15 protein-coding genes are annotated in these 16254 nt (G+C 60.9%); 1 reads left to right on the forward strand and 14 read right to left on the reverse strand.

Annotated features, from left to right (window positions below):
• Positions 1–46 precede the first annotated feature (46 nt).
• The 6 genes from odhB to sdhC all read right to left on the reverse strand — a co-directional run bounded on the left by odhB (position 47) and on the right by sdhC (position 7643).
• Positions 47–1264 (reverse strand): 2-oxoglutarate dehydrogenase complex dihydrolipoyllysine-residue succinyltransferase, encoded by a 1218-nt coding sequence (gene odhB, locus MMS95_RS19620; protein ID WP_033633906.1) that lies wholly within the window; start codon positions 1262–1264, stop codon positions 47–49.
• Between the two features lie 64 nt (positions 1265–1328).
• The gene (gene sucA, locus MMS95_RS19625) at positions 1329–4136 is read right to left on the reverse strand and encodes a 2-oxoglutarate dehydrogenase E1 component (RefSeq protein WP_015376976.1); all 2808 of its coding nucleotides are present in this window, start codon (positions 4134–4136) and stop codon (positions 1329–1331) included.
• Between the two features lie 276 nt (positions 4137–4412).
• Positions 4413–5129: a succinate dehydrogenase iron-sulfur subunit gene (locus MMS95_RS19630; protein ID WP_015376975.1), complete on the reverse strand. Its 717-nt coding sequence runs from the start codon at positions 5127–5129 to the stop codon at positions 4413–4415.
• A gap of 16 nt (positions 5130–5145) precedes the next feature.
• Positions 5146–6912, reverse strand: a complete 1767-nt coding sequence (gene sdhA / locus MMS95_RS19635; protein WP_015376974.1) for a succinate dehydrogenase flavoprotein subunit — start codon at positions 6910–6912, stop codon at positions 5146–5148.
• Positions 6913–7260, reverse strand: a complete 348-nt coding sequence (sdhD, locus tag MMS95_RS19640) for a succinate dehydrogenase membrane anchor subunit (RefSeq protein ID WP_004939891.1) — start codon at positions 7258–7260, stop codon at positions 6913–6915.
• Positions 7254–7643: a succinate dehydrogenase cytochrome b556 subunit gene (gene sdhC, locus MMS95_RS19645; RefSeq protein ID WP_004939893.1), complete on the reverse strand. Its 390-nt coding sequence runs from the start codon at positions 7641–7643 to the stop codon at positions 7254–7256. Before sdhC ends, sdhD begins: the two co-directional genes overlap by 7 nt.
• A gap of 729 nt (positions 7644–8372) precedes the next feature.
• Between sdhC and MMS95_RS19650 the strand changes: the two genes are divergently transcribed.
• Positions 8373–9665: a citrate synthase gene (locus MMS95_RS19650; protein ID WP_004939895.1), complete on the forward strand. Its 1293-nt coding sequence runs from the start codon at positions 8373–8375 to the stop codon at positions 9663–9665.
• 58 nt (positions 9666–9723) lie between these two features.
• Here the strand turns inward: MMS95_RS19650 and nei are convergent, their stop codons facing one another.
• From nei to MMS95_RS19690, 8 genes are all read right to left on the reverse strand, one after another.
• Complete coding sequence (gene nei, locus MMS95_RS19655) at positions 9724–10515, reverse strand: endonuclease VIII (RefSeq protein WP_015376972.1); 792 nt, start codon at positions 10513–10515, stop codon at positions 9724–9726.
• 54 nt (positions 10516–10569) lie between these two features.
• Positions 10570–11214 (reverse strand): pyroglutamyl-peptidase I, encoded by a 645-nt coding sequence (gene pcp, locus MMS95_RS19660; RefSeq protein ID WP_049186579.1) that lies wholly within the window; start codon positions 11212–11214, stop codon positions 10570–10572.
• Between the two features lie 8 nt (positions 11215–11222).
• Positions 11223–12242, reverse strand: coding sequence for a DUF979 domain-containing protein (locus MMS95_RS19665; protein ID WP_004939900.1), 1020 nt, complete (start codon positions 12240–12242; stop codon positions 11223–11225).
• Positions 12239–12970: a DUF969 domain-containing protein gene (locus tag MMS95_RS19670; protein ID WP_015376970.1), complete on the reverse strand. Its 732-nt coding sequence runs from the start codon at positions 12968–12970 to the stop codon at positions 12239–12241. The genes MMS95_RS19665 and MMS95_RS19670 overlap by 4 nt, the downstream gene beginning before the upstream one ends.
• A gap of 62 nt (positions 12971–13032) precedes the next feature.
• Complete coding sequence (gene pxpA / locus MMS95_RS19675; protein ID WP_033633909.1) at positions 13033–13773, reverse strand: 5-oxoprolinase subunit PxpA; 741 nt, start codon at positions 13771–13773, stop codon at positions 13033–13035.
• Positions 13763–14695: a 5-oxoprolinase subunit PxpC gene (pxpC, locus tag MMS95_RS19680; RefSeq protein WP_015376969.1), complete on the reverse strand. Its 933-nt coding sequence runs from the start codon at positions 14693–14695 to the stop codon at positions 13763–13765. Before pxpC ends, pxpA begins: the two co-directional genes overlap by 11 nt.
• Positions 14689–15345, reverse strand: a complete 657-nt coding sequence (gene pxpB, locus MMS95_RS19685) for a 5-oxoprolinase subunit PxpB (protein ID WP_015376968.1) — start codon at positions 15343–15345, stop codon at positions 14689–14691. Before pxpB ends, pxpC begins: the two co-directional genes overlap by 7 nt.
• A gap of 156 nt (positions 15346–15501) precedes the next feature.
• Positions 15502–16245 carry a type 2 GTP cyclohydrolase I gene (locus tag MMS95_RS19690; protein ID WP_004939910.1) on the reverse strand — a complete coding sequence of 248 codons (744 nt, stop codon included), beginning with the start codon at positions 16243–16245 and terminating at the stop codon, positions 15502–15504.
• Positions 16246–16254: the final 9 nt, after the last annotated feature.

A 16254-nucleotide genomic window follows, 5' to 3' on the forward strand; every position in this document is an offset into this window, starting at 1 on the left:
ATCGTCGGCAGCGTCAGATGTGTATAAGAGACAGCGGCAAGGGTTACTAGACGTCCAGCAACAGACGAGCCGGATCTTCCAGCATCTCTTTGACCGTCACCAGATAACCGACGGATTCCTTACCGTCGATCAGGCGGTGGTCATAAGACAGCGCCAGATACATCATCGGCTGGATCACCACCTGACCATTGACCGCCATTGGGCGATCTTTGATGGCGTGCATGCCCAGGATGGCGCTCTGCGGCGGGTTGATGATCGGGGTGGACATCAGGGAGCCGAATACGCCGCCGTTGGTAATGGTGAAGTTACCGCCGGTCAGCTCTTCCACGGTCAGTTTGCCGTCGCGGCCCTTAACGGCCAGCTCTTTGATTTTCTTCTCGATGTCAGCCATGCTCATGGCGTCTACATCGCGCAGTACCGGCGTCACCAGGCCGCGCGGGGTAGAAACCGCGATGCTGATGTCGAAGTAGTTGTGGTAAACCACGTCGGAACCGTCGATCGACGCGTTCACTTCCGGGAAGCGCTTCAGCGCTTCAACCACCGCCTTGATGTAGAAGGACATGAAGCCCAGACGCACGCCGTGGCGTTTCTCGAAGGCTTCGCCGTACTGCTTGCGCAGATCCATGATCGGCTGCATGTTGATTTCGTTGAAGGTGGTCAGCATCGCGGTGCTGTTCTTCGCTTCCAGCAGACGCTCGGCGACGCGTTTGCGCAGGCGGGTCATCGGCACGCGTTTTTCGCTGCGGCCGGCCAGAGCCGGCTGCGGTGCGGCTTCAACGGCGGCGGCCGGTTTGGCGGCGGCGCCGCCTTTGGCCAGGTGCGCTTCCACGTCTTCACGGGTGATGCGGCCACCCACGCCGGTGCCTTTGATGGCGCCGGCATCGAGGTCGTGTTCGGCGATCAGGCGGCGAATCGCCGGGCTGAGCGCGTCATTGCTTTCTTCTTCCAGGCTCGCGGTCGCGCGCTGTGCAGGCGTGGACTCTTTCTCCTGGCTCTTCTCGGCGGTCGGTTTGCCGGAGCTGTCGCCTGGGCGGATGCGGCCGAGCAGCTGGCGAGACAGCACGGTCGCACCCTCTTCTTCCACGATAGCATCGAGAATGCCCGCTTCACTGGCCGGCACTTCCAACACCACTTTGTCGGTTTCGATTTCAACCAGGACTTCATCACGCTGCACGCTGTCGCCCGGTTTTTTGTGCCAGGTGGCTACGGTCGCATCGGCAACCGATTCAGGAAGGTCAGGAACCAGAATATCTACGCTACTCATTTAGCTTTCCCTTAAGTTTTTTATCATCTGCTTGCCGACCCCTCGGCCGGCAAGCGAGCGAACATTAGTCAATATTCAGCGCGTCGTTCACCAGAGCCTGCTGCTGCTTCTGGTGTACGGACATATAGCCCACCGCCGGAGAAGCGGAGGCCGGACGTCCTGCGTAACGTAAAGAAGCCCCGAACGGCACCACTTCACGGAAGTTGTGTTGGCTGCAGTACCAGGCGCCCTGGTTCAGCGGCTCTTCCTGACACCAGACGAAATCATGCACGTGCGAGTATTGCTCCAGCACGGCCTGCACGGCCTGATGCGGGAACGGATACAGCTGCTCGATGCGCACGATGGCCACGTCTTTCTGCTCGTTCTTGCGACGCTGTTCCAGCAGGTCGTAGTAGACCTTGCCGGAGCACAGCACGACGCGCTTGACCGCTTTCGGATCCAAGTCGTCGATCTCGCCGATCGCCGGCAGGAAGGTGCCGTTAGCCAGCTCGTCCAGCGAAGAAATCGCCAGCGGGTGACGCAGCAGCGACTTCGGTGACATCACCACCAACGGACGGCGCATACCGCGCAGCGCCTGACGACGCAGCATATGGTAAACCTGCGCCGGCGTAGACGGGACGCACACCTGCATGTTCTGCTCTGCGCACAGCTGCAGATAGCGTTCCAGACGCGCGGAAGAGTGCTCAGGGCCCTGGCCTTCATAGCCGTGCGGCAGCAGCATCACCAGGCCGCACATACGGCCCCATTTTTGCTCGCCGGAGCTGATGAACTGGTCGATAACGACCTGTGCGCCGTTGGCGAAGTCGCCGAACTGCGCTTCCCAGATGGTCAGCGTGCGCGGTTCCGCCGTAGCGTAGCCGTATTCGAACGCCAGCACCGCTTCTTCAGACAGCACGGAGTCCCAGACCTTGAATTCGCCCTGGCCGCTGTGGATGTTCGCCAGCGGAACATAGACCGAACCGTTTTTCTGGTTGTGCACCACCGCGTGACGGTGGAAGAAGGTGCCGCGGCCGGCGTCTTCGCCGGAGATGCGGATGGGAATGCCTTCATCCGCCATGGTGGCGTAAGCCAGCGTTTCGGCGGCGCCCCAGTCGAACGGCTTGTTGCCTGCGGCCATCTCGGCGCGGTCCGCGTAGATTTTCGCCACGCGCGATTGCATTTCGATCGCTTCCGGCACGGTGCTGATGCGGCGGCCCAGCTCCTGCAGGCGCTTCATCTCAACCTTGCTCGGGTACTCTTCGTCCCACTCGTGGTTCAGGTACGGCGACCAGGTGAAGGAGTGCAGGTTCATCGGACGCCACTCTTCAACCACGCAATCGCCGCGGTCGAGCGCATCACGATAAAGGTTGACCATTTCCGTGGCATCTTCCAGGCTGGCCACTTTCTGTTCGGTCAGAACGTCAGCATAGATTTTGCGCGGCGTAGGGTGTTTCTTGATCTTCTGATACATCACCGGCTGGGTGGCGCTCGGCTCGTCGGCCTCGTTGTGCCCATGGCGACGGTAGCAGACCAGATCGATCATCACGTCACGCTTAAAGGTGTTACGGAAATCCAACGCCAGGCGAGTGACGAAGGCCACGGCTTCCGGATCGTCCGCGTTAACGTGGAAGATCGGTGCCTGAACCATTTTGGCGATGTCGGTACAGTATTCGGTAGAGCGCGCATCCAGCGGGTTGGAGGTGGTGAAACCAACCTGATTGTTGATGACGATGCGCACGGTGCCGCCCACTTCGTAGCCGCGAGCCTGAGACATGTTCAGGGTTTCCTGAACCACGCCCTGGCCGGTGATGGCGGCGTCGCCGTGGATGGTGATCGGCAGCACCATGTTGCTGCGCGCTTCGTCCAGACGATCGCGACGGGCGCGTACCGACCCCATGACCACCGGGCTGACGATCTCCAGGTGCGACGGGTTGAACGCCAGCGCCAGGTGAACCATGCCGCCTTCGGTTTCCACGTCGGAGGAGAAGCCCTGGTGATATTTCACGTCACCGGTGCCGAGGTGTTCTTTATGCTTGCCGGCGAATTCGTCGAACAGATCGGCCGGCTTTTTGCCCAGCACGTTGATCAGCACGTTCAGACGGCCGCGGTGGGCCATGCCCAACACCACTTCGCGCGTGCCGTTCTTGCCGGCGTGGCGCACCATCTCTTTCAGCATCGGCACCAGCGCGTCGCCGCCTTCCAGCGAGAAGCGTTTGGCGCCCGGGAATTTGGCGCCCAGGTAGCGCTCCAGGCCTTCCGCCGCGGTCAGCTCGTTCAGGAAACGGCGTTTTTCGTCGGCGGTAAAGCTGGCGCGCCCCACCACCGACTCGATGCGCTGCTGGATCCAGCGTTTCTCTTCGGTGTTGGTGATGTGCATGTACTCAGCGCCGATCGACCCGCAATAGGTCTGCTTCAGCGCGGCGTACAGATCGCCCAGCTTCATGGTTTCTTTGCCGATGGCGAAAGAGCCCACGTTGAAGGTTTCCTGGAAATCGGCTTCGGTCAGGTTGTGGTAAGCGGGATCAAGGTCAGGAACTTGCTCGCGCTGCCACAGGCCGAGCGGATCGAGGTTGGCATGCTGATGCCCGCGGAAGCGGAAGGCGTTGATCAGCTGCAGTACCTTGACCTGTTTGGCGTCGGTTTCCGGATCGGTGATGGTGGTGTTGTAGCGCGCGGAGTCTTTCGCCAGGCGGCGGAAGTAATCGCGCGTTTGAGAGTGAAGCTGATCGGGTTTGACACCCGCGGTTGGTAGCTGTTGAAAAATGGAACGCCAGCTATCTTCAACGGAACCCGGATCGGTTAAGAAGTCTTCATAGAGCTGCTCTATGTAAGACTGGTTCGCGCCCGCCAGATAGGAGGAATCCAGCCAGGCCTTCATTGCGCCGTTCTGCATCATGATCCCTTAAGCTTTGAAGCTTTAGTTTTCGCCGTGGTTAACATAATTACCGTGATGAATACGGTTTGCCGTAAAACGGTTCACTCGACGTACTTGCGGCCATGTCGGCCCGATACGTTCTGTTATGGACCTTGCGGTCCCTTACAAGGAACCTCTAAAAACCGGCGGAAGAACCAGGCTGCATAGCGCCGCAGCCGCGGGTCAGTTTTTAGAGGTTCCCTCCCCTATGGGACGTGCGCCGGAAAAAGAGCCCGGCGCAGCATCTCATTCCGTTTATGCGCCGCGTTGCAGCAGCATGGACTTGATATGCCCGATCGCACGCGTCGGGTTCAAGCCTTTAGGACATACACTGACACAATTCATAATGCTATGGCAGCGGAAAACACTAAAAGCGTCGTCCAGATCATCTAAACGTTCTTGCGTTTCCGTGTCACGGCTGTCGATCAGGAAGCGATACGCCGCCAACAGACCGGCTGGGCCGATGAACTTGTCCGGGTTCCACCAGAACGATGGGCAAGAGGTCGAGCAGCAGGCGCACAGGATGCACTCGTACAGACCGTCCAGCTTGGCGCGCTGCTCCGGCGACTGCAGGTGCTCGCGCGCCGGCGGGTTCTTGCCGTCGTTCAGCAGGTAAGGCTTGATCTTTTCATACTGGGTGTAGAACTGCCCCATATCCACCACCAGATCGCGCACCACCGGCAGGCCCGGCAGCGGACGGATCACGATCTTGCCGTTGCCTTTGCGCAGCGACGAAACCGGAGTGATGCACGCCAGGCCGTTTTTACCGTTCATGTTCAGGCCGTCGGAACCGCACACGCCTTCGCGGCATGAGCGACGGAACGACAGGGTCGGGTCTTTTTCTTTCAGCTGGATCAACGCATCCAGCAGCATCATGTCACGGCCTTCTTCCGCTTCCAGGGTGTAGTCCTGCATGTGCGGGGCATCGTCGACATCCGGGTTGTAGCGATAAATGGAAAATTCGAGTTTCATCTGTCGATCTCCGCAATTAGTAAGAACGCACTTTCGGCGGGAATGCCGGGCGCAGCTTCGGTTGCATGTTCACTTCGCGGCGCGTCATGCTTTCCGATTGCGGCAGATACAGCGAATGGCACAGCCAGTTGGCGTCATCGCGTTCCGGATAGTCGAAGCGGCTGTGCGCGCCACGGCTCTCGGTACGGAAGTTGGCCGACACGGCGGTGGAATACGCGGTCTCCATCAGGTTATCCAACTCCAGGCATTCGATGCGCTGGGTGTTGAACTCGCTGGAGGTATCGTCCAGGCGTGCGTTCTTCAAACGTTCACGGATCACTTTCAGTTCTTCCAGGCCCTTGGCCATCGCATCGCCTTCGCGGAATACCGAGAAGTTGTGCTGCATGCAAGACTGCAGCGCTTTGCGAATTTCGACCGGGTCTTCGCCGGAACGGGTGTTGTTCCAACGGTTCAGACGATCCAGCGAGGCTTCCACGTCGGAGTCGCTGGCGTCACGGCTCACGCCCTGCTCTTCCAGCGATTCCTGCAGGTGCATGCCGGCGGAACGGCCGAACACCACCAGATCCAGCAGCGAGTTGCCGCCCAGGCGGTTGGCGCCGTGCACCGATACGCAGGCGATTTCGCCCACGGCGAACAGCCCCGGGATCACCACGTCTTCACCTTTCTCGTTCACGGTCAGCGCCTGGCCGGTCACCTTGGTCGGAATGCCGCCCATCATATAGTGACAGGTTGGGATAACCGGGATCGGCTCTTTCACCGGATCGACGTGCGCGAAGGTGCGGGACAGTTCCAGAATGCCCGGCAGACGGGATTCCAGCACCTCTTTGCCCAGGTGATCCAGCTTCAGCTTGGCGTGCGGGCCCCAAGGACCGTCGCAGCCGCGGCCTTCGCGGATTTCGATCATGATCGAACGGGCAACCACGTCGCGGCCCGCCAGATCTTTGGCGTTCGGCGCATAACGCTCCATGAAGCGCTCGCCGTGCTTGTTCAGCAGGTAGCCGCCTTCGCCGCGGCAGCCTTCGGTCACCAGCACGCCCGCGCCGGCGATGCCGGTCGGGTGGAACTGCCACATTTCCATGTCCTGCACCGGCACGCCGGCGCGCAGCGCCATGCCGACACCGTCGCCGGTGTTGATGTGGGCGTTGGTGGTGGACTGGTAAATGCGGCCAGCGCCGCCGGTCGCCAGCACGGTGGCCTTGGCTTTGAAGTAAACCACTTCACCGGTTTCGATGCAGATAGCCGTGGTGCCGACCACCGCGCCGTCCTGGTTTTTCACCAGATCAAGCGCATACCACTCGGAGAAGATGGTGGTGTGGTTTTTCAGGTTCTGTTGATACAGGGTGTGCAGCAGCGCATGGCCGGTACGGTCGGCTGCGGCTGCGGTACGTGCCGCCTGCTCGCCGCCGAAGTTCAGCGACTGGCCGCCGAACGGGCGCTGATAGATGCGGCCGTCGTCCAGACGAGAGAACGGCAGCCCCATGTGTTCCAGTTCCAGAATCGCTTCCGGGCCGGTTTTACACATATATTCGATGGCGTCCTGGTCACCGATATAGTCGGAACCTTTCACCGTGTCGTACATATGCCATTCCCAGTTGTCCTCGTGGCTGTTGCCCAGCGCGACGGTGATGCCGCCCTGTGCAGACACGGTATGGGAACGGGTCGGGAAAACTTTGGACAGCAGGGCACAGGTCGAGCCCGCTTGGGAAATTTGCAGCGCGGCACGCATGCCCGCACCGCCGGCGCCGATTACGACGGCATCAAACTCTCTGACTGGCAGTTTCATTTAAGCACCCCACACTACGATTGTTCCGTACAGTAAATAGACCAGCAACGCGACCACGACAGCCAGCTGCAACACCAGGCGAACCGCCAGCGGCTTGACGTAGTCCGTCAGCACCTGCCACAGCCCGATCCAGGCGTGCACCAGAATCGACAGCAGGGTCAGCAGAGTGAACACTTTCGTAATGGAAGTGGCGAAGAAACCGCGCCAGATGTCATAAGTGAGTTCCGGAGCCGTGACGAAAAAGCCCAGGATATACAGGACGTACAGGGTAATGATGATAGCGGAAGCGCGCAGCAGCAGCCAATCGTGCACGCCGTTGCGCCCTAATGCAGAAACGTTGTTTACCATACGAGGACTCCAGCCAGAACTGACAGCACGACGGTCAGACCGATCGCCACCTGGGCGGAACGGGTGCCGGCGGCCAAACTCTCTTCGATGTAGCCAAAATCCATTAACAAGTGACGGATGCCACCGCAAATGTGATAGGCCAGCGCCGTGAGGATGCCCCAGAATATGAATTTGACGATGAAGCTATTCATGATGGCGGCCGCCTGCAGGAACCCCTCTTGGGAAGAGAGTGACAGGCCCAGCAGCCAGAGGAGGATACCCACGGCAACGAAGGTAATTACGCCAGAGACTCGGTGTAAGATAGACGCTATCGCAGTTACGGGGAACCGGATCGTTTGCAGATCCAAGTTGACAGGTCGTTGTTTTTTCACGTATTTGCCCACACAGCTCTTATTATTTTCCTTCCTCCGGGCCTGGGCGGGGATCAGACAGCGTTAAGAGCCTAAAACCCTTACACGTCACGCGCTCAAACATCAACATCCTCTGTGCTCAAACGGCGCGCATTTATAACGCTGGGTGCTCCTACTTCAGGGTAATCCGGAGACCTGGCGGCAGTATAGGAGGATCACATTCTGATTACAATTCTCATACAACCGCTTTGATAACATTTCCCCCGAACAGTGATTCAGATCACGGATTTCACAATTAGTGCAAAATTAATTATCTGATTTGACAAGAGATCAACATTTCCATTACATATAGGGGCACAAACGGTCCTATGATGCGCTATGGGTCAGCAGATACACTTCCTCCCGGGTTCGAGTTATGCAACAGTGTATTTGGCGAACCTATCCCAATAGCCGTTGTTTCCCGCTCGAGTTTGCCGGCGTCTAAAGCAAATAAAGCACACAAAAACAGATTATTGGGATAGGTTCACATCTCTTCGAACAGCTCATAGGTAAGATTAACAGACTATAACGAATTACTATGAATCGTTAACAACTGGTCACCCGTCTCGTTCGCCTGGTCAGCACTCTGTACCCTACCCGCGCACAGTTGCGCAGTCGCTCACAGAGTTAGCGTCCGCACCATTTTTTTGCGGGCAACCTGCAGAGATTTAAGGTATTTCAGTTGTTAGTGGTTTTTAAAATAAGGCGCTAAGGAGACAGTAAATGACTGATAAGAAAGCGACGCTAACCATTAACGACAGCGAAGCTCCGATCGAACTGGGCGTATTGACACCGACACTGGGCCCCGATGTCCTCGATGTCCGCGCTCTGGGTTCCAAAGGTTATTTCACATTTGATCCCGGCTTTACCTCCACCGCTTCTTGCGAATCCAAGATTACCTTCATCGACGGCGACAAAGGCGTGCTGCTGCACCGCGGCTTCCCTATCGAGCAGCTGGCGAAAGAATCTTCCTACCTGGAAGTGTGCTACATCCTGCTGTACGGCGAGACCCCAACGCCGGAAGAGTTCGAAACCTTCAAGACCACCGTGACCCGCCACACCATGATCCACGACCAGATCACCCATCTGTTCCGTGGCTTCCGTCGCGACTCGCACCCGATGGCGGTGCTGTGCGGCGTGACCGGCGCGCTGGCGGCGTTCTACCACGATGCGCTGGACGTCAACAACGAGCGTCACCGTGAAATCACCGCGTTCCGTCTGCTGTCCAAAATGCCGACCGTGGCCGCGATGTGCTACAAATACTCCCTGGGCCAGCCGTTCGTTTACCCGCGCAACGATCTGTCCTACGCCGGCAACTTCCTGCACATGATGTTCGCCACCCCGTGCGAAGAGTACGTGGTGAACCCGGTGCTGGAACGCGCCATGGATCGCATCCTGATCCTGCACGCCGACCATGAGCAGAACGCCTCTACCTCAACCGTGCGCACCGCCGGCTCTTCCGGCGCCAACCCGTTCGCCTGCATCGCGGCCGGCATCGCCTCCCTGTGGGGGCCGGCGCACGGCGGCGCCAACGAAGCGGCGCTGAAAATGCTGGAAGAGATCAAGACCGTCGAGCACATTCCGGAATTCATCAAGCGCGCCAAGGACAAGAACGACTCCTTCCGCCTGATGGGCTTCGGCCACCGCGTGTACAAGAACTACGATCCGCGCGCCACCGTGATGCGCGAGACCTGTCACGAAGTGCTGAAAGAGCTGAACAAGAAGGACGACAACCTGCTGCAGGTGGCGATGGAGCTGGAACACATCGCGCTGAACGACCCGTACTTCATCGAGAAGAAACTGTACCCGAACGTCGACTTCTACTCCGGCATCATCCTGAAGGCGATGGGCATTCCTTCTTCCATGTTCACCGTGATCTTCGCCATCGCGCGCACCATCGGCTGGATCGCCCACTGGAACGAAATGCACGACGAAGGCATCAAAATTGCCCGTCCGCGTCAGCTGTACACCGGCTATGCCGAGCGTGATTTCAAATCCCAGCTGAAAACCAAGTAAGCCGCTTCCCCGGCTGAAACCGCACAGCGCCGCCCCTTCGGGCGGCGTTTTTTTTTGCTTATTTCTGGCAGCCCGGGCACCAATAAAACGGCCGCGACGACAGCTCGGTGCGCACGATCATCCCACCGCAGCGCTCACAGGGCTCGCCGCTGCGATGAAACACCTTGAAGCGAAACAGCGCGCCGTGATGGCGGTTGTCATCCGCCTGCCCGCGCGTCTGGTAGGAAAGGCGCGGCACCGCCAGCAATGCCTCCGCCAGGTGGCGCAGCGCCTCTGGCGCCAGATCCTGTGGTTTGTGCTGCGGCGCCAACTCGGCCTGCCACAGGATTTCGGCGCGCAGATAGTTGCCCAATCCGGCGAGAAACGCCTGGTCGAGCAGCATGCCGCTCAGCTGCCGGCGGCGAAAACGCGGCGTCAGCAACCGCTCCACCACATCGTCTACCGTCAGCGACATGTCCAACACGTCAGGGCCGATGCGTTGCAAAAACGGGTGTTGCTCTATTTCCTCGCGCGGCCCGACGGTAATGTCGGAAGCGCTGTAGAGCAATATCGCGCGGTGGGCGGTTTCCAGCCGCACCCGCAGATCGCGCTTGGTCTCCGGCGTCTCCCCCGCCGCCGCCACTTTCCACACGCCGTACAGCTGGTTATGGCTGTACATCGTCAGCCCGTTGGAAAAGTGGGTCAACAGCGCCTTGCCGCGCGGCTCGATGGCGACGATGCGCTCGCCGAGCAAACGCTGGCGATAATGTTTCAGCTGAGGAAAAGCGAAATCGACGGCGGTCAGCGGCTGATCGATCACCGCCGCCGCCAGTTTGTCCGCCGCCCGGCGGATCTCCGGTCCTTCCGGCATAGACCACTCCTTACATAGACCCGGCGCAGCCCGATGCGCCGGGGATTCTCTTGATTAATGCGTTGCGCCGCCCGCCACTTTCAGATCGTGTTCCACCTGCAACGCGATGGAAACGGCCAGCTCCAGCGCAAACAGCACCGTCGAGGCCGCCATGCTCGGTGCGCCGGGGTGCGCCGCCGCCTGTTCCGGCAGGTACGGGATATGAATAAACCCGCCCTTCACCTCGCGCTGGCCGCTCAACCGGTGCAGCAGGCCGTACATGACATGGTTGCACACGTAGGTGCCGGCGGTCTGCGAAACGGAGGCCGGAATGCCGGCCTCGCGCATCGAGCTGACCATCGCCTTGATCGGCAAGGTGCTGAAATAGGCCGCCGGGCCGCCGGCGACGATCGGCTCATCCACCGGCTGCTGCCCCTGATTATCGGGGATACGTGCGTCGTCGACGTTGATCGCCACCCGTTCAATCGTGATGTCGGTGCGGCCGCCGGCCTGGCCGACAGCCAGCACCATCACCGGCTGCACCTCGTCGATCGCCGCATTGAGCGCCTCCAGCGCCGCGCCGAACACGCACGGCAGCTGGCGCGCCACAATGCGCGTACCCACCAGCTCCATATCATTGAGCTGCTTCACCACTTCCCAGGAAGGGTTGAGCCGCTCGCCGCCAAACGGCTCAAAGCCGGTAATCAATACTTTTTGCATCCTTACTCCTACAGGAACATCAGGAAATACAGCAGGAACACGTTAACCAACAGCAGCAGCACGCCGGTCGGCACCTGCGCCTTGATCACCGCATTCTTGTCCGGCAGCTCCAGCAGCGCCGCCGGCACAATGTTGAAGTTCGCCGCCATCGGCGTCATCAGGGTGCCGCAATAGCCGGAGAACATGCCGATCGCCGCCATCACCGCCGGGTTGCCGCCGTGCTGCAGCACCAGGATCGGAATGCCGATGCCGGCGGTGACGATCGGGAACGCGGCGAAGGCGTTACCCATCACCATGGTCAGCACCGCCATACCGATAGCGTAGACCGCCACGGCGATAAAGCGGTTATCCACCGCCAGATACTCCTGGGTCAAATGCGAGATCGCGGTGCCGACGCCGGCGACGGTAAACAGCAGGCCAAGCGTGGCGAGGATCTGCGGCAGAATGAACGCCCAGCCGATCGAATCCAGCAGGCGCCGCGCTTCCTGCACCGGCTGCAACGCCTTCTCATGGGTCATTTTCACCGCGATCGCCAGGCCGATCAGGCAGCCGACGGTCATAGAGAACAGGGTGATCAGCGTCGCATGGTTACCGCTGCCGAACACCGCGCTTTGCAACGCCGGAATATTGTTGAACAGCAGCACGCCGATCACCGTCACCACCGGGATCGCCAATGCGGGGATAAACAGCTTGTTGCCTAGGCGCTTGGCGCTGGCCTCGCGCTCCTGCGGCGTTCGCTGATGATAGCTGCCGAGGCGCACGCCGCCGAAGCCGGCGATCAGGGCCATCACCACCACCACCACGCCAACGATGATGTGCAGCATGCGTTTCTCGTTGCTGCCTTCGCCGAGCACGTCGCCCAGCAGGCGGTAAGTCCAGTCGCCGACCAGGAACACCAGGCCGTACAGCCCCCAAAACAGCCCGGTGGTGATGCGGCGCGGGTTGGCGCGATCGCGGAAGGACATCACCGCCACAATCAGCAGCACCGCGCCGGCCAGCCAGTAGAGATATTGTTGCTGGAAGTTCATCGTGCTTCCCCCTTCGCCTGCAGCGCCGCCTGATTCAGCTGCGCCAGCTCGGCACTCAGCTGTTTATCCATCCGATACAGCCGGAAGGCGTGGATCAGGAAAGCGAAAATGGCGGTCGGAATGCCCCACAGCGCGATATGCAGCGGCTCGGTCTGAATGCCGCCGGACTCCAGCATAAAGTTGTGCATGAAGATGATCGCGCCGAAGGCCACGAAGATATCTTCGCCGAAGAACAGCCCGACGTTGTCGGTAGCGGCCGACATGGCGCGCAGGCGGTGGCGGGTGCGCTCCGGCAGCTCGCCGTAACGGTTTTCCGTCGCTCCTTCCGCCATCGGCGCCAGCAGCGGCCGCACCATCTGCGGGTGCCCGCCCAGGCTGGTCAACCCCATCGCCGCGGTGATCTCGCGCACGAACAGGTATACGATCAGCAAACGGCCGGCGGTGGCGCTTTTGATCCTGGCGATCCACGCCTGCGCCCGCTCTTTCAACCCGTGGCGCTCCAGCAGGCCGATCACCGCCAGCGGCAGCAGCAGGATCAGCGGCAGGTTACGGGTGTTGAGAAAGCCCTCACCGAGCTTTTCCAGAATGACGTCCAGCGGCATCAGCGCCGCCAGACCGGTGATGATGCCGGCGGCGATCACCACCAGCACCGGATTGAAACGCAATACAAACCCGACCACGATAGCGGCGATGCCGATCAGTGGCCAGAGATTCACGGCCTGTTCCATAGTCTTCCCTCGATATTTTCTAATAGTTTTTTGCTTGTGATGTTGTGTCTTGCTTTACGGCTTTACTGCTCCGCGCTGACGCGGATCCCCTGTTGAACAAAACTGTCACGCAGCTTGCGCGCATACGCCAGCGCATGCTCGCCGTCCCCGTGCAGACAGACGGTTTCCGCCTGTACGGGGGCCCAGACGCCATCCACGCTGCGCACCCGGTGATGGCGCACCATCTCCAGCGTTTGCGCCAGCGCCTGTTCGTCATCCTCGATCAACGCCCCCGGCAAACCGCGCGGCACCAGCGTGCCGTCGGCCTGATAACCGCGATCGGCGAACACCTCCTGCCGGGTGGTCAGACCGAGCCGTTGCCCGGCGCGGATCAGCTCGCTGCCGGCCAGCCCCACCAGCCGCAGCGCCGGATCGACCGCCTGCACCGCCCGGGCGATGGCTTCTGCCAGTGCCGGCTCAACCGCCGCCTGGTTGTACAGCATGCCGTGCGGCTTAACGTGCACCATCACCCCGCCCTCGGCGCGGGCGATGGCCGCCAGCGCCCCGAGCTGATACACCACCTGCGCGTACACCGTTTCCGGCGGCAGCTGCATGCGGGTGCGGCCGAAATTCTCCCGATCGGGAAAACTCGGGTGGGCACCGATCGCCACGCCGTACTGCAATGCCCAGCGCACCGACTGACGCATGGTCTGCGCATCGCCGGCGTGGAAGCCGCAGGCGATGTTGGCCGAGCTCACCAATTGCAACAGCGCCTGGTCGTTGGCGCAGCCTTCGCCGAGATCGGCGTTCAAATCAACGATCATGTAACCCCCAGGCAATCTGTCGAAGGAAAAGATCCTGCTCGGCCTTGGCGCGCTGCGCCTCGGCCAGTGAACAGAGCACGAAATGGATCGGTTCGCCGAGACGGATCTGCGCCAAATGGTAAAGATCGGCTTCGATCACGCAGGCGATGCGCGGGTAACCGCCGGTGGTTTGCGCATCGGCCATCAGCACGATCGGCTGGCCGTTGTGCGGCACCTGCACCACGCCGGGCATCAGGCCGTGCGACAGCATCTCTCTGTCGGTGGTGCGAGCCAGCGGCGTGCCGCCGTGCAAACGGTAGCCCATGCGGTTACTCTGCGGGCTGAGCTGCCAGGCGGCGCGCCAAAACGTATCTTGCGCCTCTTCGCTGAATTCGGCGTACTCCGGCCCCGGCAACGCACGGATGCGATTGGTGAACAGCAACTGCTTCACGCCACAGCGGGTTTGCGGTTCAGCGGCGGATTTACCCAGCGGCAACCGATCGCCGTCCTTCAGATTACGCCCCTCGCACCCGCCAAAAGCGGCTTTCATGTCGGTGCTGCGCGAGCCCAGCATTTCCGGCACGGCGATACCGCCGGCGATCGCGAGATAACTGCGCATGCCGCGCTTCGGCGTGCCCAGCACCAGACGCTGCCCCTTTTTCACCGGGTAGCGCCAGCCGGTCCACAGCGGCTTACCGTCCAGCTGCGCGTCGCAGCCGGCGCCGGTCAGGGCGATCCAGCCGGGACGGGTAAACTCGGCGCTGAACTGGCCGAGCGTGATCTCCAGCCCGGCGGCCTCCGGCGCGTTGCCCACCAGCAGGTTGGCGATCTTCAGCGCCGGTTGATCCAACGCGCCGCCGGTACTGATGCCCAGACGGCGAAATCCTTCACGGCCCAAATCCTGCACCGTGGTATAGATGCCGGCGCGCAGAATAATCAGCATACGCCCTCCTTCTGCGGCACAAAGCGTACGCTATCGCCCGGGCGCAGCAGCGTCGGCGGCATTTCATGCGGATTGAACAGCGCCAGCGGCGTGCGGCCAATCAGCTGCCAGCCGCCGGGCGTCACCAGCGGATAGATGCCGGTCTGGCCGCCGCCGATGCCGACGGAGCCGGCCGCCACCGCCAGACGCGGTTCAGCGCGGCGCGGCGTCGCCAGTTGTTCCGGCATGCCGCCCAAATAGGAAAAGCCCGGCTGAAAGCCGAGGAAATAGACCACATAGGCCGCCGCCGCGTGGCATTCCACCACCTGTTGCGGCGTCATGCCGGTATGACGCGCCACCTCATCCAGGTCGGGGCCCTGTTCCCCGCCGTAGATAACCGGAATATCCACCTGACGCGATTCCGGCGTCAGGCGCTCTTTGCTCTCCCACCCCTGCTGCAGCAATGCCAGCATCGCTTCGGCGTCGGCCTGCGGCGTATGCAGCAGCAGCGTCAGGTTATTCATCCCCGGCACCACTTCCCGCACGTCGGGATGGTGATTCAGCTTTTCCGCCAGCGCCCAAATGCGCTGCTGGCTCGGTAACGTCACCGGCGGCGACAGTTCAAGCACTACCGCTCTTTCACCCAACAGGTAATAACGTGCTTGTTGCACCCTTATTCTCCTTATTATCGCGCTGAAAAACACACCAGTTATGCGTGACGCGGCCCCGGCTGTCAATAGAACGCAACCATAAGGAAAATAAGGAAATAGCGCGGTAAAAGGATTCAGCCGGCGCGCAGGCCGGGCTGGATCCGGGGAAGAAAAAGATCAGGCGGGATTCGGGATATCGATAAAGGTCACATCAAAGCCGTGGTGCTGGGCCAGCCAGTCCCCCAACGCCTTCACGCCGCCGCGCTCGGTGGCGTGGTGACCGGCGGCGAAGAAATGCACGCCCATTTCGCGCGCGCTGTGAATGGTCTGCTCAGAGACTTCACCGCTGATGAACGCATCGACGCCGAAGCGCGCCGCGCTGTCGATAAAGCCCTGACCGCCGCCGGTGCACCAGGCCACCCGGCGAATATGCTCAGGCGCGTTATCGCCGCAGTGCAGCACCGCGCGCCCCAGCCGGCTTTCGATGCGCTGTTGCAGCGCTTCGCCGGTCAGCGGCTGTTCGAATTCCCCGTGCGGTACCAGCGGCTCGATTTCACCAATCACCCGAATGCCCAGCGCCTGCGCCAGCTGCGCGTTGTTGCCCAGCACCGGATGCGCGTCCAGCGGCAAATGATAGCCGTACAGGTTGATGTCGTGGGTCAACAGCGTTTTCAGGCGGTTGCGCTTCATGCCGCGCACCGCCGGTGCCTCGTTTTTCCAGAAATAGCCGTGATGCACGATAATCGCGTCGGCCTGATGCGCCACCGCGGCGTCCAGCAGCGCCTGACAGGCGGTGACGCCGGTCACGATGCGCTGTACATGCGCACGCCCCTCTACCTGCAAACCGTTGGGGGCGTAGTCCTGAAACGCCGCGGCGTTCAGTTCCGTGTTGATCAGTTGTTCCAGATCGAGGTTACGCATTCTCTTCTC

It is taken from the genome of Serratia sp. PGPR-27, assembly GCF_022678525.1.
In the GTDB taxonomy this organism is placed as follows: domain Bacteria; phylum Pseudomonadota; class Gammaproteobacteria; order Enterobacterales; family Enterobacteriaceae; genus Serratia; species Serratia nematodiphila.